The sequence below is a fragment of the Marinobacter koreensis genome (assembly GCF_023156285.1).
In the GTDB taxonomy this organism is placed as follows: domain Bacteria; phylum Pseudomonadota; class Gammaproteobacteria; order Pseudomonadales; family Oleiphilaceae; genus Marinobacter; species Marinobacter koreensis.
Map to the genome: position 1 here is coordinate 58,274 of NZ_JAKZAJ010000004.1, position 19,742 is coordinate 78,015.

20 protein-coding genes and 1 tRNA gene are annotated in these 19,742 nt (G+C 60.7%); 14 read left to right on the forward strand and 7 right to left on the reverse strand.

Translation table 11 applies throughout. The features are described from left to right. Positions 1–4: 4 nt before the first annotated feature. The gene (locus tag MLD04_RS11550) at positions 5–793 is read left to right on the forward strand and encodes a slipin family protein (RefSeq protein WP_248158392.1); all 789 of its coding nucleotides are present in this window, start codon (positions 5–7) and stop codon (positions 791–793) included. Between the two features lie 62 nt (positions 794–855). Here MLD04_RS11550 and MLD04_RS11555 read toward each other — a convergent pair whose 3' ends face one another. The 3 genes from MLD04_RS11555 to MLD04_RS11565 all read right to left on the reverse strand — a co-directional run bounded on the left by MLD04_RS11555 (position 856) and on the right by MLD04_RS11565 (position 3,712). Further along, positions 856–1,137, reverse strand: coding sequence for an Lpp/OprI family alanine-zipper lipoprotein (locus MLD04_RS11555; protein WP_248158394.1), 282 nt, complete (start codon positions 1,135–1,137; stop codon positions 856–858). Between the two features lie 196 nt (positions 1,138–1,333). After that, positions 1,334–1,882: a L,D-transpeptidase family protein gene (locus MLD04_RS11560; protein ID WP_248158396.1), complete on the reverse strand. Its 549-nt coding sequence runs from the start codon at positions 1,880–1,882 to the stop codon at positions 1,334–1,336. Between the two features lie 105 nt (positions 1,883–1,987). Continuing rightward, positions 1,988–3,712, reverse strand: a complete 1,725-nt coding sequence (locus tag MLD04_RS11565) for a potassium/proton antiporter (RefSeq protein ID WP_248158397.1) — start codon at positions 3,710–3,712, stop codon at positions 1,988–1,990. 69 nt (positions 3,713–3,781) lie between these two features. Here MLD04_RS11565 and MLD04_RS11570 point away from each other — a divergent pair. The 3 genes from MLD04_RS11570 to MLD04_RS11580 all read left to right on the forward strand — a co-directional run bounded on the left by MLD04_RS11570 (position 3,782) and on the right by MLD04_RS11580 (position 5,771). Beyond that, a tRNA-Gly gene (locus tag MLD04_RS11570) sits at positions 3,782–3,855 on the forward strand. Between the two features lie 676 nt (positions 3,856–4,531). Then, on the forward strand, positions 4,532–5,047 hold the full coding sequence (locus MLD04_RS11575) for a DUF411 domain-containing protein (RefSeq protein ID WP_248158398.1): 516 nt from the start codon (positions 4,532–4,534) through the stop codon (positions 5,045–5,047). A gap of 1 nt (position 5,048) precedes the next feature. Next, complete coding sequence (locus MLD04_RS11580; protein ID WP_248158399.1) at positions 5,049–5,771, forward strand: cytochrome c biogenesis CcdA family protein; 723 nt, start codon at positions 5,049–5,051, stop codon at positions 5,769–5,771. Positions 5,772–5,832: 61 nt separating this feature from the next. Here the strand turns inward: MLD04_RS11580 and MLD04_RS11585 are convergent, their stop codons facing one another. The 4 genes from MLD04_RS11585 to MLD04_RS11600 are packed head-to-tail and all read right to left on the reverse strand — an operon-like array spanning position 5,833 to position 8,254. Further along, positions 5,833–6,219: a DUF302 domain-containing protein gene (locus tag MLD04_RS11585; RefSeq protein ID WP_008940190.1), complete on the reverse strand. Its 387-nt coding sequence runs from the start codon at positions 6,217–6,219 to the stop codon at positions 5,833–5,835. Between the two features lie 51 nt (positions 6,220–6,270). Continuing rightward, entirely contained in the window at positions 6,271–6,498 is a 228-nt protein-coding gene (locus tag MLD04_RS11590) for a hypothetical protein (protein WP_008940191.1), read from the reverse strand. Positions 6,499–6,512: 14 nt separating this feature from the next. Next, positions 6,513–7,889: an APC family permease gene (locus tag MLD04_RS11595; protein ID WP_345799620.1), complete on the reverse strand. Its 1,377-nt coding sequence runs from the start codon at positions 7,887–7,889 to the stop codon at positions 6,513–6,515. Between the two features lie 11 nt (positions 7,890–7,900). Continuing rightward, complete coding sequence (locus MLD04_RS11600; protein ID WP_248158400.1) at positions 7,901–8,254, reverse strand: hypothetical protein; 354 nt, start codon at positions 8,252–8,254, stop codon at positions 7,901–7,903. A 205-nt stretch (positions 8,255–8,459) separates the two neighbouring features. Between MLD04_RS11600 and MLD04_RS11605 the strand changes: the two genes are divergently transcribed. From MLD04_RS11605 to nuoI, 10 genes are all read left to right on the forward strand, one after another. Further along, positions 8,460–9,125 (forward strand): response regulator, encoded by a 666-nt coding sequence (locus MLD04_RS11605; protein WP_248158401.1) that lies wholly within the window; start codon positions 8,460–8,462, stop codon positions 9,123–9,125. Continuing rightward, positions 9,112–10,479 (forward strand): ATP-binding protein, encoded by a 1,368-nt coding sequence (locus MLD04_RS11610; RefSeq protein WP_248158402.1) that lies wholly within the window; start codon positions 9,112–9,114, stop codon positions 10,477–10,479. The genes MLD04_RS11605 and MLD04_RS11610 overlap by 14 nt, the downstream gene beginning before the upstream one ends. A 52-nt stretch (positions 10,480–10,531) precedes the next feature. Next, complete coding sequence (gene ndhC / locus MLD04_RS11615; RefSeq protein WP_248158404.1) at positions 10,532–10,942, forward strand: NADH-quinone oxidoreductase subunit A; 411 nt, start codon at positions 10,532–10,534, stop codon at positions 10,940–10,942. Between the two features lie 72 nt (positions 10,943–11,014). Next, a complete protein-coding gene (locus MLD04_RS11620) occupies positions 11,015–11,692 on the forward strand; it encodes a NuoB/complex I 20 kDa subunit family protein (RefSeq protein ID WP_248158406.1) in 678 nt (225 codons plus the stop codon). A gap of 50 nt (positions 11,693–11,742) precedes the next feature. Next, positions 11,743–13,497 carry an NADH-quinone oxidoreductase subunit C/D gene (gene nuoC / locus MLD04_RS11625; RefSeq protein ID WP_248158407.1) on the forward strand — a complete coding sequence of 585 codons (1,755 nt, stop codon included), beginning with the start codon at positions 11,743–11,745 and terminating at the stop codon, positions 13,495–13,497. Further along, positions 13,497–14,015, forward strand: a complete 519-nt coding sequence (gene nuoE, locus MLD04_RS11630) for an NADH-quinone oxidoreductase subunit NuoE (protein WP_282451876.1) — start codon at positions 13,497–13,499, stop codon at positions 14,013–14,015. The genes nuoC and nuoE overlap by 1 nt, the downstream gene beginning before the upstream one ends. Then, a complete protein-coding gene (nuoF, locus tag MLD04_RS11635; protein WP_248158409.1) occupies positions 14,012–15,382 on the forward strand; it encodes an NADH-quinone oxidoreductase subunit NuoF in 1,371 nt (456 codons plus the stop codon). Before nuoE ends, nuoF begins: the two co-directional genes overlap by 4 nt. Positions 15,383–15,420: 38 nt before the next feature. Next, positions 15,421–18,177: an NADH-quinone oxidoreductase subunit NuoG gene (nuoG, locus tag MLD04_RS11640; RefSeq protein ID WP_248158411.1), complete on the forward strand. Its 2,757-nt coding sequence runs from the start codon at positions 15,421–15,423 to the stop codon at positions 18,175–18,177. After that, positions 18,174–19,151 (forward strand): NADH-quinone oxidoreductase subunit NuoH, encoded by a 978-nt coding sequence (nuoH, locus tag MLD04_RS11645; protein WP_248158414.1) that lies wholly within the window; start codon positions 18,174–18,176, stop codon positions 19,149–19,151. The genes nuoG and nuoH overlap by 4 nt, the downstream gene beginning before the upstream one ends. A 19-nt stretch (positions 19,152–19,170) precedes the next feature. Next, positions 19,171–19,740 carry an NADH-quinone oxidoreductase subunit NuoI gene (gene nuoI / locus MLD04_RS11650; RefSeq protein WP_248158417.1) on the forward strand — a complete coding sequence of 190 codons (570 nt, stop codon included), beginning with the start codon at positions 19,171–19,173 and terminating at the stop codon, positions 19,738–19,740. The last annotated feature ends 2 nt before the right edge of the window (positions 19,741–19,742 follow it).

Genomic DNA, 19,742 nt, shown 5'->3' on the forward strand with positions numbered 1-19,742 from the left:
CCCTATGATCGGCAATCTGATTCCCTACCTGGCACCGGCAGTGATTTTGCTGCTCATTCTGGTGTCGGCCATCAAGATCCTGCCCGAGTACGAACGTGGCGTGGTGTTTTTCCTCGGCCGGTTCCAGGGGGTCAAGGGCCCCGGCCTGATTATCGTGATCCCCGGCATCCAGCAGATCGTGCGGGTGGACCTCCGGGTGATTGTGCTGGATGTGCCCAGCCAGGATGTCATTTCCAAGGATAACGTGACAGTCCGGGTGAACGCGGTGCTGTATTTCCGGGTGGTCGATCCGGAACGGGCCATCATTCGGGTTGAAGACTACAACTCGGCCACCAGCCAGTTGGCACAGACCACCCTTCGCTCGGTTCTCGGTAAGCACGATCTGGATGAGATGCTGTCCGAACGGGACAGGCTCAATGCGGATATTCAGGAAATCATCGATGCCCAGACCGAGGAGTGGGGCATCAAGGTCGCCAACGTGGAAATCAAGCACGTCGACCTGAACGAGTCCATGATCCGTGCCATTGCCCGTCAGGCCGAGGCCGAGCGTGAGCGGCGAGCCAAGGTCATTCATGCCGAGGGTGAACTGCAGGCGTCTAAGAAACTGGTGGAAGCGGCACAGGTGATGTCTGCCAATTCAGGGGCCATGCAACTGCGCTATCTGCAAACCATGGCGGACATGAGCGGCTCCAATGCCTCGACCATCATGTTCCCGATGCCGATGGATCTGCTCCGGCCGTTCATGGAAAAAGCCTCTCAGGGCAAGGGCCCTGTCGCCGAAAAAGACGAGTAACCGGGCATCCGGGCACAAAAAAAGGCCGGACTTGCCGGCCTTTTCTGCTGAACTTCCGGGCCTTACTTCTGGCTGGAAGTCTGCAGCATGCGCTTGGCGCGCTCGTTGGCCTCGTCGGCAGCCTTCTGTGCTGCGCGGGCTGCGGCCAGAGCTTCTTCAGCAGTCTGCTGGGCAGTGCGTGCAGAGCTGGCAGCGCTGTTGGCAGTGTTCATTGCGTTTTCAGCAGTCTGCTCGGCAGAGCTGGCAGTTGCGTTGGCCTCGTCGATAGCGCCCTGGTCGGTGGTGGCACAACCTGCAGTAACGGCAGTGGCCAGTGCGAACCCGGCGATCATCAGTTTACGCATGGTAAATCCCCTTATTGGTTGAGTTATTTCCTGAGTTCCGGAAGTCAGTATAGACCACTTCCTGATAAACCGGCTCCGATGGATGTTTTCCAACGAATCGTAAAACAGTGTAAATCACACACCGGCGAAATGTTAACTCAGTATACGTAAATTTTTAGTCCCTATGACAGCAACTTAATCGTTGCTTCATCTCTATTCACGGCAGAATGCGGATCGGGGTTCCATTGGAAACCAGTTGCCAGATCTCATCCATGGCCTTGTTGTTGACCGCGATGCAGCCATCCGTCCAGTCCAGACCTTCATAGGCAAAGGCCATGTCGCCGGCATTATTCGGAAGGCCATGAATCATGATGCTGCCGCCCGGATTCAGGCCCCAGGCCCGCGCCAGCTCCCGATCGTGGGCACTTGGATAGGAAATGTGGATGGATTTGTAGAAGTCACTGTGGACGTTTCGCCAGTCCAGGGTGTACTGGCCTTCCGGGGTCCTCTCGTCACCCTCGTACAGCTTGTGCCCTTCGGGATTGTCGCCCAGGGAAATGCGGTAACTGTGAACGATCTTGTCATTGGCCATGAGGAAGAGGCGGCGTTCTGCTTTTTTTACCACCACCTGGGTGATGTCGACGGCACCCGCTTTGGCCGGCATGCGAGTATCGGCCTTTGCGAGCAGGTCCGCGGAGGCAGCCGGCAATGACCAGAACGCGAGGCTGATCATCAGGGAGAGGAATACGTGTTTGAGGAAGCCCATAACCTTTACTTACCAAAGATTCATCTTTTCAGGCCCTTTATATCACAGGCTCACGGCGTGCTGTTAAGGGGTTCTGTTACGTTTTTTGGCCATGTCGTTCTTCCATCAAACATTTTGTGAACTGTCCATCTTCAGGCCGACTTTTGTAACCCGGTCCGCATCGGTCGCGCGGGCCACCAGGGTGACCGGCCCGAGCGTGACCGTGTCACCAACGACCGGATGCCCTTTGGTCCGCCGGGAGAAGCATTCCGCCAGGGTAATCTCCGGGGCCAGTTCGTCAAACTCGATGCCGTAAACCTGTTCCACATCGCCCAGCAGCGCATCACCGTTGAGTACGAAATCGCCGAAAAAGGCCCGTTCGGCCAGATATTCCGGTGCATGCCGACCACTGAGAGCCTTGCCGAGATCGGGCAGGACGGCCGGGGTGGCGAACATGGCCACCATGTCGCCACTGGATACTTCGAGGTCGGCCTTGGGTTGCAGGCATACACGGTTCCGGAACACGCCGGCCACCGCCGTGTTCTCCGGAAAGCGCATCTGGCTGAGCTTTCTCGGGGTTTCCCAGTTCTTGCCTCGAAGGGGAAACAGCATCAGTTCGTGGTCCCCGGCTGCCGGCGCATCCAGGGGCAGGCGACGAAACGGGTCATCCCCGGCGGGCACTTCCAGGCGCATCTTGCGGGCCAGCGGTGCCATGGTCGTCCCCTGGACAATCAGGGAGACCAGCACGATGAAAAAGGCTGCGTGGAAAATCAGCTGGGAGTCCGGGAGACCGGCAATGATCGGGAACAATGCCAGCACGATCGGCACCGCGCCTCTCAGGCCCACCCAGCTGATAAAGCCCAGCTCGCGGGGCTTGAATCCGAATGGCCAGAGCGTGGCCAGGACGGTCACCGGACGGATCACGAAGATCAGGGCCAGTGCCAGTACCAGACCGCTGCCTGCGAGCGGCAGCAACTCCGAGGGCGTTACCAGCAGGCCGAGCATCAGGAACAGGCAGAGCTGCGCCAACCAGGCCAGACCGTCGTGAACCTGCAGGATCATGGGCATCATGCGGACCGGGCGGTTACCGATGACCACACCGGTCAGATAAATCGCGAGAAACCCGCTTCCGCCCAGGGCGTTGGTGGCGGAAAACACCGAAATGCCGGCGGCAGCCACCAGAAGTGGGTACAGGGACGGGGTCAGACGGATCCGGTTGGCCAGTTCCACCACCGCGTAACCCCCGGCAATCCCGGCGACCCCGCCAATACCGAACTGTTTGACCAGCATCATCAGCGCAGACCAGGTGGCACCGTCACCGTGATTGGCAATCAGCGCAACCAGCATCAGGGTCAGGAAAATGGCCATCGGGTCGTTGCTGCCGGACTCAATCTCCAGGGTGGCGCTGACCCGTTCGTTGAGATGAAGGCCCCGACCCTGCAGCAGGGCGAATACCGCCGCCGCGTCGGTGGAGGAAATGATTGCGCCAATGAGCAAGGCAGTCAGCCAGTCCAGGTCGAACGCCCATCGGGCCACCACGGCCGCCCCGGCTGCCGTCATGAATACCCCGACGCTGGCCAGGACCAGGGCCGGCCTCAGACCGACCCGGAAGGTTTCGGCCCGGGTACGCATACCGCCATCGAGGAGGATAACGCCAAGTGCAAGGTTGGCGATCACGAAGGCCAGTTCGAAGTTGTCGAACTTGATGCCGCCGGGGCCGTCCTCGCCCATGACCATGCCCACGACGAGGAAGATCAATAGCACCGGCATGCCGACACGGCTGGACAGTGGGCTGAGCACAATGCTGATCACCAGCATCAGGGCACCGACGAGGGTGAGGGTTGGGTCCATTCAATCTCCAGACAACGCTTGCCCGACCGGGGTCGGACCGCTTATATTTCCTTCGCAGCGAAAGCAAATGCGGGTGTAGCTCAATGGTAGAGCAGAGGCTTCCCAAGCCTACGACGAGGGTTCGATTCCCTTCACCCGCTCCAGCCTGATGCCGCCGGACCTTTGATACAGACTTTAACGGATTAGGGCCAGCAGGAACCAGTGTTGACAGGCATCAAAGCATTTCCGGATAGTCCGGGTACTATTGACCTGTGAGTAACTACAACCTGTACCGTGTGTGATCGATATAGTCCCGGGTAGGGTTTGCGGATTCTGGTTTCGGAAACGTTCACTATATGACGCTTAGCCGGATTGTCACAGTGCTTCTAATGGTTCTCATGTTGGTGAGCGGCCCCTCTGTCGGCGCAATTCCTGGTCACGGCGGTCTGCAGTATGCCTCTGCCACTGTGTCGGAAGGGCCGGATTGCGGAACTCAGGTAGCGATGATGGGCGCTTCCGGTCAGCTGATGGCGGGTGGCTGCGGGAGTGTTGCGCAATCCCACTGCATGATCAGCGTTCAGCAGTGCACGAGCCTTCCGGTCGCCAGCTTGCCCTCCCCTCTGCACCTACCTTCTGAATCCTCGGTGGTTCGCCGGCTTTTCCCGCATACAGCAATCCTTTACCAAAGTCCCCTGCTGGACGTTCTGACGCCTCCTCCTGATCTCCTTTCCTGAATACCAGTGTGTTCCAGGACTGAGCGATTCTGCTCAGACCATCATTGACTGTGTTTCCACCCGTGTGTCGGAAACGGCACGACGGTTTTTATTTGAGGAGATCACTATGAAATTTCAAACGACTCTGGGCCTGACTGCCCTCGTCATTGGCGTATTCGCCATCGGATATCGGCTCCAGGCCGCGAGTTTCGGCGACGAAGTTTCTCCGACTGCGTCTGCCCCTGTGGCGGAAGGGCCGGCCATGACCGTCTTTAAAAGCCCGACCTGTTCCTGCTGCGCCCGCTGGGTGGATGATGCGAAAAACGCTGGCTTTGACCTGACGGTGAAAAACACCAACGACATGAACCGCATCAAGGCCGAATACGGAGTGCCACAGACCATGATGTCCTGCCACACCGCCGTCGTGGATGGCGTTGTGATCGAGGGCCATGTGCCGATGGAGGATATCCGTGCATATCTGACCAATGGCACCTACCCGCTGGGCGACCGCACCATCGGTATTGCAGTCCCGGGTATGCCGCAGGGCTCGCCGGGTATGGAGACCGGACGACAGGACAACTTTGAGGTTGTGGCGTTTGCACCCCGCGGACACACCAAAGTCCTGAAGCGTTACGAGTTCTGATATGCCGGATCTTGCCACCTGGGGTGTCATGGCTGCGTTTCTGGGCGGACTGCTGTCATTCCTTTCCCCCTGCACACTGTCGCTGGTGCCCGGCTATCTGTCCGTGGTTACCGGCGGCGCTGTCCATGAAAGCGAAAATCGCCTGAAGGCGTTCTGGCTGAGCTTCTGTTTCGTCCTCGGATTCAGCGTTATTTTCATTGCCCTCGGTGCGAGCGCCAGCCTGCTGGGCCAGTGGCTGAGGGTGTACCGCGAGGAGGCTAATCTTGTAGCGGGGTTGCTGATCGTCCTGATGGGCCTGTTCATGCTTGGCTGGTGGAGTATGCCGGCACTGCAACGGGACTGGCGCTTCGGACACACCCTGGAGGGCGGGCGGCCAACCGCGGCCTTCCTTCTGGGGCTTGCGTTTGCTATTGGCTGGACGCCCTGCATCGGTCCGATTCTCGGAGCCATACTGGCCCTGAGCTCAACACAGGCGAACGCAGAGACCGGTATCGTCTATCTGGCCATGTACTCGGTTGGACTGGCGATCCCGTTTCTGGGAACGTCGCTGTTCATCGAGCATTTCCGGGTAAGGTTGCGCCGGTTTGGCCACTGGAGCCGGTATCTGCGGATGTTTGCGGGTGCGGTGCTGGTATTGATGGGCGTATTGGTGATTACCGGACAGATGACCCGGTTCGCGACCTGGATGCTATCGGCCTTTCCCATACTGGGGACGCTCGGGTAGACGCTGACTCCACCGTACGGAGTTCATCTCCGTCGATGGAGTCATTTATCCCGGGCTCCGTTTATACCGCTTCGACCACTTTCGAGAGCATGTCCCGCACCTGGCCGGCAACCTCTTTGAGGGCGTCGTTGTCGATGGCTGACATGGAAGCAACGGGGTCAATGGCGCTCACTTCAACGCCGCCCTGGACTTCCCGCAGGATGACATTGCACGGAAGCATGGAACCGACCCTGGGCTCCAGTCCGATGGCTTCCCAGGCCATGGTGGGGTTGCAGGCGCCGAGGATTCGGTAGGCGGACATGTCCTTGTCCAGCTTCTTCTTCATGGTGGCTTTGACGTCAATCTCGGTAAGAACGCCGAAACCATGATCGGCGAGGGCCTTGCGTGCCCGCTCGTCGACCGTGTCAAAATCTGCGTCGGTAATTGTCCGGTTCATCGTGTAGGACATGAAACCTCCCAGTTTGAGAATGCGAACCGCAACGGGTTTCCGTCGGGCGGTTCAGTTTGATGGATCGGTCCGTTTGTCGATCGGCCATTCGGCAAATGCGAGAAAATACAGCAACCCGAGGTTCACCAGTGGAACAAGCGTCAGCAGGCTGAGCCATCCGGAAAAACCGGCACGCTGGCAAATCCGCCAGACCGGCACCACGATAAAAACGGCGATCAGCAGAGGCCAGAAACCATGGCCGGCAAACAGTGTCATGCCGAACGTTGAGTCTCCCATCATGAGCTGTGCTCCTTTTACGGTGAGGATTTTCCATGCTGGTGGGCGTGGGACCTTTGTTGATTATCGGTGGCGACCGCACGGGTGGTGCCCAGAAACCAGGCTTCGGCGATGGCAAGTACCATCATGGTTACCGCGGCAACGGCCAGGACGAATGGGTCGGTCGTCAATTTGACCCAGACAAAGCCTCCCAGTGCCAACAGGTCCAGCACGATCGCTGTTGCGGGAATCCAGGGGCGAGCTTTCACGGCGTCGCGGAGGTGACGGAGAACGCCCCAGTGAATCGCAATGTCCATGATCAGATAAAAAATGATACCGAGGGCCGCAATGCGGGAAAGATCAAAAAACGCCGTCAGGACAAGGCCCAGTACCACGGTGTAGACCAGCGTGTGTTTCTGGATACTGCCGGGCATGCCAAAGTGACTGTGGGGAACCAGCTTCATTTCGGTCAGCATTGCCAGCATCCGTGACACGGCGAAAATGCTGGCGAGGATCCCGCCGGCCGTGGCGGTCATGGCAATTATTACGGTGAACCAGACGCCATAATCGCCCAGGGCCGGCCGAGCTGCTGCGGCGAGCGAATAGTTCCGGGTTTTGATGATCTCGGCCAGTGAGAGATTGCTCGACACCGCAAACCCCACCAGGGTGTAAATGAGGACGCAGGCCGCAATCGAGATGATAATGGCCCGGCCTACGTTCCGGTGAGGATCTTTTACCTCCGAGCCGCTGTTGGTAATGGTTGTGAAGCCCTTGAAGGCCAGGATGCCCAACGCGGTTGCGCCCAGGAACGCGCCTGCGGTACCGGCATTCTGTTCAGTGCCGGCGGGGATGTGGAGGGACAGGCTGTCCGCAATCCAGACCCCGACGAGGCCAAAGGCGAGAATGCCTCCGATTTTGAGAACGCCGATAAAAGACGCCACTTTCTGGATCAGCTGATTGCCCAGCAGATTGATGATGAAGGCGGCCAGTATCAGGGATACCCCGAGAATTGAAATCATCTGGCCACTGCGATCGCCGCCAAACAGCTGCATGGTGTAGGAGCCGAAGGTTCGCGCCAGGAAGCTCTGGGCGATCACCATGGAAAAATACATGAGCAGGGCGTTGAAGGCGGTCGCCAGACTGTGGCCATACGCCTTGTGGAGGTACATGCCAATGCCGCCCGCTGACGGATAGGCATTGGAAATCTTCACGTAGGAGTAGGCACTGAAGCTGACAATGACGGCGGCTGCAAGAAATGCGAGGGGAAAGAGCGCACCGGTCATCTGGGCCATCTGACCGGTGAGGGCGAAAATGCCGGCACCAATCATGACGCCGGTGCCCAGCATGACCGTTCCCGGCAGGGTCAGACTGCCGGGCTGGTAGTGGGTCGTCCTGTCATCTCCCTGATGGTTCACTGAGAATCCTGTTATTTCTTCATGGGTGGAATTTTTGAACAACAAAAAGGCTCGTGGCTGGCGTTGGCCCGGACGTTGTCATCGGTAAAGCGATACCAGGCAAGTTTCCTGCGTGTCCACCAGCCGTTTCTCAGCTCTCCCCCATGGGCCTGAATCAAATCCAGCAACTCATCGGTGGACCAGTGGGTGCCATCGTAGGTGACCTTTAGCTGATGCCCTGACTCGAGTTCTGCAAAGTCGATACACGGATGGTGATTCAACTCCTGGATGAAATCCTCCCACTCGCTCTCCGAAAGACCATCAACCGTGAGTTTCCGTTTCAGCAAAAAGGCTTCCTGGCTGGTCGGTTTGTGAGCTTTTGCCATGGTTATTCCTCCCGGCCTGGTGAATTTTCCATTATCTCAGCACACCAAACTGAATTGCGTCTGAAAACGCCGCAGGCAGAGGTGCTATGGTTTGATCTGCATCAATCAAGGCGTCGATAAGCCGAATTCCTGAATTTTTCAGGCAGAATTCAGGTGGAACGGCAACACTGTCGCATTTCCTGACCAAGGCAAAAGGACCCCGTAGATGCGTTTACTGCTGGTGGAAGACGATCAACTGTTGGCGGAAGGCCTCGCGAGCCAGCTGGAGAAAGCCGGCTTCAGCGTTGATCGGGCCGAGTCGGTTCACGGCGCAACGATGCTGGGCAGCCAGGAGGAGTATCGAGTCTGCGTGCTGGATCTCGGATTACCGGATGGGAACGGCCTGGACCTGCTCCGCCAGTGGCGTGAGAACCGTGTGGCCTTTCCGGTGCTTATCCTGACGGCAAGAGGCGACTGGAAAGACAAAGTGAGCGGATTGAAAGCCGGTGCGGACGATTACCTGGCCAAACCCTTCCAGACCGAGGAATTGATTGCGCGGCTGCATGCCATTGTCCGGCGCAGCGAAGGTCGCGTTCTGTCCACACTGAGGGCAGGTACCATCGAGTTGGATGAAAACCGCCAGATGGTCCGAGTGAGCGACGGTACCGAGCACAGCCTCACGGGAACCGAATTTCGTCTGCTTCGATGCCTCATGAGCCGTCCCGGCCATGTTTTCTCGAAGGAGCAGCTGATGGAGCAGCTTTATAACCTCAGTGACAATCCCACAGATAACGTGATCGAGGCCTACATCCGTCGGTTGAGGAAGCTGGTGGGCGCCAGTGCGATAAAAACCCGGCGAGGTCAGGGGTACCTGTTTGATGACGCTGTTTAGGAAGCCGGATTCGGTCCGGGGCATGCTCCTTGCCATTCTGCTCCCGGCAGGCATCGTGCTGATGGCCCTTGCCTGGTTTGTTCATGGCAGTCTGCTGGACAGGATGTCACGGGAGTTCGTGGAGGGACGGTTGCAGGACGAAGCGGCCTTTCTGGAGCACCAGTTGCGGGAATCCGGCGGCCGCACGGCCGCCCTGAAAACCGGAGGCTATTTCCAGGAAGTCTTCCACCATGGATTTGCTATCGCCTCCGGGGACGGTACTGTCGTTTATCCACGAGCCTGGGCGACACTACTGAAACCGCTGCTGAAATCGAGCCAGCCGGGGACCGTCCGGATACGGGACATGGAGGCCGGTGATGCCCCGTCGGATCTCCTGGCCTACCGTCGATCTTTTGCGATTGGCGATTCGCCGGTGACCGTCGTGGTGGCCGAGGATATGGCTGCGCTGGACAACAGCCAGGCCGAACTGCATGTATGGACGGCAGTGGTGTCGATCCTCCTGATCATTCTGATGATCGGAAGTATCTGGCTGGGCATCACACTTTCCATGCGGCCGGTGGTGACACTCCGTGCTGCCCTCAGAAAACTCCAGGGCGGCGAAGTGTCGCGCATCAAGGTGGAGTGTCCCGAGGAGTTCCGACCGCTGGTCCAGCAGCTCAACCAGTTGCTCGATTCCCAGGATCAACGCCTTGAGCGCTCCCGGGAAGCCCTTGCCAACCTCTCCCATAGCGTGAAAACGCCCATCGCAGCGGTACGTCAAAGCCTGGAAGACACCGGGAAACCCCTGGATGATCGGTTGCGCCGGGAAATGGCATCCCGGCTCAGTGACATCGATCGTCAGCTTGAGGCGGAAATGCGGCGAAGCCGGTTCGCCGGCCCCCAGGTTGGCAAAAGTGCCTTCCCGGTATCCCAGGCCCGGGATCTCCTTTGGATGATGGGCCGCCTCTATCCCGATAAGTCCTTTGAGCTTTCTACCGATCTGACCCAGGAACGCCGCTGGCCGATCGAGGAGCATGATCTCAATGAAATACTCGGCAATCTGCTGGATAACGCCGGCAAGTGGTCGGACCGATGCGTCGAGCTGTGTTTATCCGAAACCCGGGAAAAGATGCAGATTGTCGTAAACGATGATGGTCCGGGAGTGGCCGAAGAAGCCCGTGAACAGCTGGGACGTCGTGGCTTGCGGCTGGACCAGCAAAGCACCGGGCACGGACTGGGACTTGCTATCGTTATGGATATCGTCGCTCGGTATGGAGGACAGGCCGATTTCTTCACCAGCGCCGCTGGGGGCCTGGGGGCCAGGGTTGTGTTTCTTGCCCCCGGGTCATTTGCTCAATCGCATTCCCGTTGCTAGTTTTGAAACAGGTGGTTGGAAGCCTCCTCAGTCAAACGTTCAGAGGAATCCCATGTCGGAAACCGTGGCGAATGGCATTGCCGAGTACTGGGCCACTGGCTTTTTTGTCCTCGCAGTGGGTGGTCTTTGCGCCTTTATGGTCGGTGCATCGAGCCTGCTGGGCGGGCGTAGTCATGGCATCAGCAAGACACTTCCCTTTGAATCCGGCATCCGAGGTGCCGGAAGTGCGCGCCAGCGTTTTTCGGTCAAATTCTATCTGGTGGCCATGTTGTTCGTGATCTTCGACATCGAGGCGGTTTTTCTCTTCGCCTGGTCGATTGTAATCCCGGACGTTGGCTGGACCGGTTTCTGGGGGGCTGCTGTGTTCATCTTTATCCTTCTGGCCGGTCTCATCTACGACAGCCGCACCGGCGCCCTCAACTGGGCCCCGCAACGCAGACGGTCCGGCAAAAGTACCGCCTGACGACATTCGCCCGGGCGTTTCGGCCAGAGGCGAAGGCGCGCCGCGGCGCCCGAACAACACTGGAGGAATTCTATGGCCTATACCCTGACCCGGGCCGAGGGTCCGACGGGAGGCGATGCCCGTTATCCGGTGGACCGTCGCAGCAAAGTCGAGGATCCGGTCAAGCAACAGCTTGAACGCAATGTGTTTACGGGCAGGTTGAGCGAAGTGCTGAATTCGGCGGTCAACTGGGGCCGCAAGAATTCCCTCTGGCCCTATAACTTCGGGCTCTCCTGCTGTTACGTGGAAATGACCACGGCGTTCACTTCGCCCCACGATATTGCCCGGTTCGGCTCGGAGGTGATTCGGGCCTCCCCCAGACAGGCGGACTTCATGGTTATTGCCGGTACCTGCTTCATCAAGATGGCGCCCGTGATCCAGCAACTGTACGACCAGATGCTGGAACCGAAATGGGTGATTTCCATGGGCTCCTGCGCCAATTCCGGGGGCATGTACGACATCTACTCCGTGGTCCAGGGCGTGGATAAATTTCTGCCGGTGGACGTCTATGTGCCCGGCTGCCCGCCCCGGCCGGAGGCGTTCCTGCAGGGCCTGCAACTGTTACAGGATTCGATCCAGGAAGAACGGCGCCCGCTGTCCTGGGTGGTGGGTGACCAGGGAGTGTATCGGGCTGAAATGCCCTCCCAACGGGAAAAATGGCGGGACCAGCGGATCCAGGCCACGGAACTGAGGACACCCGACAAGCTGTAACAGTGTTAGCCGTCGTTTCACAACTGGCCATCAGGAGTTGAACCACGAGCATGACTACGGACACGATCGGTGATGAATGGTTGGAAGCCCTGGAACGGGACTTCGGCGCCAGTGTGCTGCACGAACAGCACACTCATACCGGTATGCCAGTGCTCTGGGTTACGCGGGAGGCGCTGACGGATGTTCTGGCCTACCTGAAAAACCTGAACGCCCCGTTTGATCTGCTCTACGATCTTTCCGCCATGGATGAGCGGCTCCGTGGCCATCGCCAGGGGTTGCCGCGGTCTGATTTTACGGTTTTCTATCAGCTGATGTCGGTGTCACGGAACCGGGACATCATGCTGAAAGTCGCCCTGACTGAAGAAGACCTGAACCTGCCCACCGCCACCGGCGTGTTCCCGGCTGCCAACTGGTATGAGCGGGAAGTGTGGGACATGTTCGGCATTGCCTTTTCCGGCCATCCCCATCTCGCTCGGATCCTGATGCCGCCGACCTGGATTGGCCATCCGCTGCGCAAGGATTACCCCGCCCGGGCCACGGAGTTCGACCCGTATACCCTGACGGTGGCCGGTGAGGAAAAGGAGCAGGAGGCCCTGCAGTTTGTCCCCGAAAACTGGGGCATGGCGCGGGAACGGGACGGCGCCGAGTTCATGTTCCTGAACCTTGGGCCCAACCATCCGTCCGCCCACGGCGCCTTTCGCATCGTCCTGCAGCTCGATGGTGAGGAAGTGGTCGACTGCGTACCGGACATTGGCTACCACCACCGGGGCGCAGAGAAAATGGCCGAACGCCAGTCCTGGCACAGCTTCATTCCTTATACCGACCGCATTGACTATACCGGCGGGGTAATGAACAACCTGCCCTATGTGCTGGCGGTGGAAAAGCTGGCCGGGATTGAGGTGCCCGACCGGGTGAAAACCATCAGGGTCATGATGGCCGAGATGTTCCGGATCACCAGCCATCTGCTGTTCCTGGGCACCTACCTGCAGGATCTGGGGGCCATGACACCAGTGTTCTTCACCTTCAGTGACCGGCAGAGGGGTTACAAGGTGATTGAGGGGATTACCGGGTTCCGGATGCACCCGGCCTGGTATCGCATCGGCGGGGTGATGCAGGATCTGCCCCGGGGCTGGGAGAAGCTGGTGCAGGAGTTCCTCGACTGGATGCCTCCCCGGCTGCGGGAATACGAGCGGGCCATGATGGAAAACGCTCTGGTAAAGGAGCGCACCCGCAACGTGGCCGCGTTTGATACCACCGAAGCCCTGGCCTGGGGCGTCACCGGCCCCAACCTGCGCGCCACCGGCTGCAATTTCGATCTGCGCAAACAGCGGCCCTATTCCGGCTATGACAATTTCGAATTCGAAGTGCCCCTGGGCGACCGCGGCGATGTCTTCGACCGCGGCCAGCTCCGCATCGAGGAAATGCGCCAGAGCCTGCGAATTATCCAGCAATGCGTGGATCACATGCCGGCCGGGGATTTCAAGGCGGATCATCCGCTGACCACTCCGCCGCCCCGGGAGCGGATGCTGGAGCACATCGAAACCCTGATTACCCACTTCCTGCAGGTGTCCTGGGGGCCGGTGCTCAAACCCCAGGAATCCATGCAGATGGTCGAGGCCACCAAGGGGATCAACAGCTATTACCTGACCAGTGACGGCAACACCATGAGCTACCGAACCCGGATCCGGACGCCGAGCTTCCCGCACCTGCAGCAGATACCCAGTCTGATGCGGGGCGGCTTTGTGCCGGATCTGATCGCCCATCTGGGCAGCATTGATTTTGTGATGGCAGACGTGGACCGCTGATGATGGAACAGAGCCAGGCTTCAAACCAGCAGACCCTCGCCACCGACGGCTTCCAGTTGCATCCGGAGGACGAAGCCGCCATGCGCCAAGAGGCGGGCCATTACGAGCAACCCCAGGCCGCCTGCATCGAGGCGCTGAAGATCGTCCAGCGCCGCCATGGCTGGGTGCCCGATGGCGCGATTGCCGCCATTGCCCGGGTGCTGGGCGTGGGCCCGGCCAGCGTGGAGGGTGTGGCCACGTTCTACAGTCTGATTTTCCGGCAGCCGGTGGGGCGCCATGTGATTCTGGTGTGCGATTCCAGTTCCTGTTTCCTGACCGGTTTTGACCCGCTTCTGGATGCCCTGACCGAGCGCCTCGGTATCGGGCTGGGTGAAACCACCGCAGATGGTCGTTTCACCCTCCTGCCTGTGTGTTGCCTGGGCGCCTGCGATGGGGCGCCGGCCCTGATGATTGACGATGATGTGTATGGCCCGGTGGGCGCCGATGATCTCCCGACGGTATTGGAGGGGTATTCGTGAACAGCCAGCGTCAGTCGCCTATTTATCGCAGCCGCCTGCTTCAGCCCGCGTCCGATCGCAAGCCGGAGACCCACCCGCTGACCTGGCGGCTGCGGGATGACGGCCAGGTCGTCGATCTCGCGGACTACGAGGCAAAAGAGGGTTATCGGGCGGTCCGGCGGGTTCTGAATGAACACGATCCCCAGTCCGTTATTGCCGCGATGAAGGACGCCAATGTCCGGGGTCGCGGCGGCGCCGGCTTTTCCGCCGGCCTGAAATGGAGCCTGACCATGCAGGGCGGCGACATGCCCCGGGGGTACATCGTCTGCAACGCCGATGAGATGGAGCCGGGCACGTTCAAGGACCGCCTGCTGATGGAGCAACAACCCCACCTGCTGATCGAGGGCATGATCCTGTCGGCGTTCGCCAACAACGCGCGTTATGGCTACATCTTCCTGCGGGGGGAATACGTGGAGTCGGCCCGGGTGCTGACTCAGGCACTCGCGGAAGCCCGGGAGGCCGGCTGGCTGGGGCCCGACATTGCCGGCAGCGGCTTTGATTTCGACATTGCCCTGCACACCGGTGCCGGGCGCTACATCTGCGGCGAGGAGACCGCCCTGCTCAATTCCCTGGAAGGCAAACGCGCCAACCCCAGGGCCAAACCGCCGTTTCCGGGGCAGTCCGGGGCCTGGGGCAAGCCCACGGTGGTGAACAACGTCGAGACCCTGTGCAATGCGCCGGCCGTTCTGCTGCGCGGTGCCGACTGGTATCAGGGGCTGTCCGGGGGTCGCACCGACGATGGTGGCACCAAACTCTATGGCGCCTCGGGGCTGGTGAACCGGCCCGGACTCTGGGAGTTACCCATCGGAGTCACCGGCCGGGAAATCCTGGATCGCGCCGGTGGCCTGCGGGACGGCCGAAACCTCAAGGCCTGGTTGCCCGGGGGGGCCAGCACCGGGTTTCTGTTGCCGGAGCACCTGGATCTGCCGCTGGATTTCGACACTGTGGGCAAGGAGGGCAGTCGCCTCGGAACCGGTTTGCTGACTGTGGTGACCGAGGATCAGAGCATGGTCTCGCTGCTGCGCAACCTGGAGGCGTTCTTTGCCCGGGAATCCTGCGGCTGGTGCACGCCCTGCCGGGATGGACTGCCGTGGACCGTGAAGTTGCTGATGGCCCTGGAACGCGGCGAAGGCGAGGCCGGCGACGTGGAGTTGCTGGACAAGCTGGCCGCGGACTGCGGGCCGGGATTGACCTTTTGCGCCCATGCGCCGGGTGCGGCGATGCCCCTGCAGACGGCGCTCCGGCATTTCCGGCACGAATTCGAGCAGGGGGTGCGCTCTCCGGAGGACAGGGCTCGCGGGGCGTCGGTTTCAGTGGGGGAAGCATGACGCAGCAATCAACTGGCGGCAGGGAGTAAACCGGTACCATGGCAACCATTCATGTGGACGGCCAGAGCTACGAGGTCGATGGCGCAGACAACCTGCTCCATGCCTGCCTGTCCCTGGGGCTGGACATACCCTATTTCTGCTGGCACCCGGCCATGGGCAGTGTCGGGGCCTGTCGCCAGTGCACCGTGCGCCAGTACAAGGATAAGGACGACGACAGGGGCATGCTGGTGATGTCCTGTATGACCCCGGCGGCGGACGGCACCCGCATCGATATCGAGGATGAGGAGGCCCGGGCGTTCCGGGCCAGTGTGGTGGAATGGCTGATGATCAACCACCCCCACGACTGCCCGGTGTGCGAGGAGGGTGGCCATTGCCACCTGCAGGACATGACGGTGATGACCGGGCACGACCGGCGTCGCTACCGGTTCCGCAAGCGTACCCGTCGCAACCAGTACCTGGGGCCGTTCATTGCTCATGAGATGAACCGCTGTATTACCTGCTACCGCTGCGTGCGCTTTTACAACGACTACGCCGGTGGCAAGGATCTCGGGGCGTTCGGGGCCAAGGACAACATCTATTTCGGCCGTCACGAAGAAGGCACGCTGGAGAGCCGGTTTGCGGGCAATCTGACCGAGGTCTGCCCCACCGGTGTGTTCACCGACCAGAGCCATTCCGATCACTACACCCGCAAGTGGGATCTGCAGTTTGCGCCGGGCATCTGCCACCAGTGTGCCATGGGCTGCAACATCAGTCCGGGCGAGCGCTATGGCGAGATTCGCCGCATCGAAAACCGCTACCACGGCGATCTCAACGGCTACTTTCTGTGCGATCTGGGCCGGTTCGGCTATGGCTATGTGAACCGCACCGACCGCCCCAGGGTGCCCGAGTGGCAGGTGTCTGCGGGTGAGCCGCCGGCCGAACTGCAGGTGGATGCAGTCCTGGCGCGCATTGGCGATGCCCTTCTCCATGCCCGCCGGGTGATTGGCGTCGGGTCGCCCCGGGCCAGCCTCGAGAGCAATCATCAGCTTCGCGAGCTGGTCGGCGCCGATAACTTCTCCACCGGCATCGGGGCACTGGAACAGGATTGCCTCCAGCGCATGAACGACCTCAACCGCAGTTGCGGTCTGCGAACCCCCACACTCCGGGAAGTGGAGGAGCACGACGCCGTCCTGGTGTTGGGGGAAGACCCGATGGAAAGCGCCGCCCGACTGGGCCTGGCCATTCGCCAAGCGATCACGGCACCGCCGGCGGAGCGGGCCGCAAAGCTGGGCGTGCCGGGGTGGAATGCCGAGGCCATGAAGACCCTGGCCCAGGATCACCGCCAACCGCTGTTCATTGCCTATCCGGCGGCCACCGAACTGGACGAAATCGCCCGGCCCAGGCTGTCCCTGGCACCGGAGGATATTGCGAGACTGGGCTTTGCCGTCGCCCACGCCATTGATCCGGCCGCGCCCGACGTGCCGGATCTGGCCGATGAGCTCCGTGAACAAGCCGGTGAGATTGCCCGGTCATTAATGCATGCGGATCGCCCGTTGGTGGTCAGTGGCGGGTCACTGATGTCGCCGGCTGTGCTGGACGCCGCCGGCAATATCGCCCGGGCCCTGGCACGCCGGGCGAGCCTCGGTGGGCTGGTGTTCATACGCCGGGAGGTCAACAGCACCGGCGTGTCACTGATGGACGGACAGCCGCTGGACTGGGCCCTGGATCAACTGTCCGCCGGACAGGCCGACGCGGTGGTTATTCTCGAAAACGATCTGTACCAACGCCTGCCGGATACCCGGGTCGACGCGGCACTGGACCGCTCCGACGTGACGGTGGTGATCGATCACCAGCGTACCCGGACCCTGGAACGGGCCACGTTCTCGCTGCCGGCCGCCACCTTTGCCGAGGCAGACGGCACACTGGTCAGCCTGGAAGGCCGGGCCCAGCGCTTTTTCCAGGTCTTCGAGCCAACCTACATGCGGCCGGAGGCGCGCATTCATGAAAGCTGGCGATGGTTGCACGCGCTTTCGAACCGTCAGAACCGGGCGGATTCCGGCGAGATTACGCTTGATCAGGTGACCGGTGCCTGCGCCAGTGCCTATGCGGACCTGGCGCCGATTGTGGAGGCGGCACCGGGTTCGGGGTATCGGGTCGAAGGGCTTCGACTTGCGCGGGAACCTCACCGGTACAGTGGTCGCACCTCCATGCGGGCCAACCAGAATGTCAGTGAACCGCGCACGCCCCAGGATCCGGATTCTGCGTTTGCCTTTTCGATGGAAGGCTACAGTGGCTATCAGCAGCCCCGGCAACAGGTGCCGTTTGCCTGGGCGCCGGGCTGGAATTCGCCCCAGGCATGGAACAAGTTCACCGACGAGGTGGGCGGTCATTTACGGGGCGGCGACCCGGGTATCCGGCTGCTGAACCCGCAGCCGGGCCGGTATGAGTATGCCGGTAATATCCCCGATGCGTTCCGGGCGGACGGCGGGGGCTGCCAGGCCCTGGTGCTACCCCGGCTGTTTGGCGGCGAGGAAACCTCGGCGCTGGCGGAGCCGATCCGGCAGCGCATGGAGCGCCCGGTGTTACTGCTTTCCGAAACCGATGCTACGGGCCTGGGTGCGGAACTGGGCGGGCTGGTCACGGTTACCGGTGACCATGCCTGTGTCACCCTTCCGGCCCGCGTCCAGCCTGACTGGCCCACCGGCCTGGTCGGTTTGCCGGCAGGCAGCGTCCCGATCGGATTGAACGGCAGCCGGGTGACCCTGAGCGCCGGTCCGGGGGCTACACCGAGCCCCGGTGAGGAGGTGCGGCCATGAGTTGGCTGAGCCCCGAACTGCAAGCCATTCTCTGGGGGATGTTCCAGGCTCTGGTAATCCTCTTGGGCGCGGTGCTGCTGGGTGCGGTTCTGACCATCGTGGAGCGGCGTCTGCTCGGGTTGTGGCAGGACCGCTACGGGCCCAACCGGGTGGGGCCGTTTGGCACCCTGCAGCTGGTGGCGGACATGATCAAGATCTTCTTCAAGGAAGATTGGATCCCGCCCTTCGCCGACCGACCGCTGTTTGTGCTGGCGCCGGTGATTGCGTTTGCCTCCCTGTTGCTGTCGTTCATCATCATTCCGATCACGCCCGGCTGGGGGATTGCCGACCTGCATATCGGACTATTGTTCTTCCTGGCGATGGCCGGCATCAATGTGTATTCGGTGTTGCTTGGGGGTTGGGCGAGTGGCAACAAGTACGCCCTGTTGGGCGCCATCCGCTCGTCTGCACAGACCATTTCCTACGAGGTGTTCATGGGCCTGTCGCTGATGGGCGTGGTGGCTCTGGCCGGCTCGTTCAACCTGCGCGAGATTGTCGCGGCCCAGGACGGTCTCTGGTTCGTGATTCCCCAGTTCTTCGGCTTCTGTACCTTCCTGATTGCCGGCATTGCCGTCACCCACCGGCACCCGTTTGACCAGCCGGAGGCGGAACAGGAACTGGCGGACGGCTACCACATCGAGTACTCCAGCATGAAGTTCGGCCTGTTCTTTATTGGCGAATACGTCGGCATGGTGTTGGTGTCGGCGCTGATCGTGACCCTGTTCTTTGGTGGCTGGCATGGGCCCTGGCTGCCGCCGATTCTGTGGTTTGCAATCAAGACGGCTTTCTTCCTGATGTTGTTCATCCTGTTGCGGGCCTCCTTGCCGCGGCCCCGTTACGACCGGGTGATGAGCTTTGGCTGGAAGGTGTGCCTGCCACTGACCCTGATCAACCTGTTGGCAACCGGCGCGGTCATTTTGCTGGTTGGCGAATGAATCCGAGGAGGACCCTGTTATGGAGAAAGAAAAGGTCCCGTACATCAAATCCGTGTTGTGGCTGGTGCCCGCGACCTGGAGCCAGCTGCGGACCCTGGGCATGGTCTTCATGCACAGTTTCCGCAAGCGGGAGACGGTGAACTATCCGGACGAAGAGGTCTACCTGCCACCCCGCTACCGGGGCCGGATCGTGTTGACCCGGGACCCGGACGGCGAGGAACGCTGTGTCGCCTGCAACCTCTGCGCGGTAGCCTGCCCGGTGGACTGCATTTCCCTGCAGAAGGGGGAGCAGGAGGACGGCCGCTGGTACCCGGAATTCTTCCGCATCAATTTCTCCCGATGCATCTTCTGCGGCATGTGCGAGGAGGCCTGCCCCACCTCGGCGATCCAGTTGACCCCGGATTTCGAGATGGGCGAGTACGATCGCCAGCAGCTGGTGTATGAGAAAGAGGACCTGCTGATCAACGGGCCGGGCAAGGACCACGACTACCACTTCTACAAGGTGGCGGGCATGGCCATTGGCGGCAAGGACAAGGGACAGGCGCTGAATGAGGAGCAACCGGTGGACGTACGTTCGCTGTTGCCGTAGAT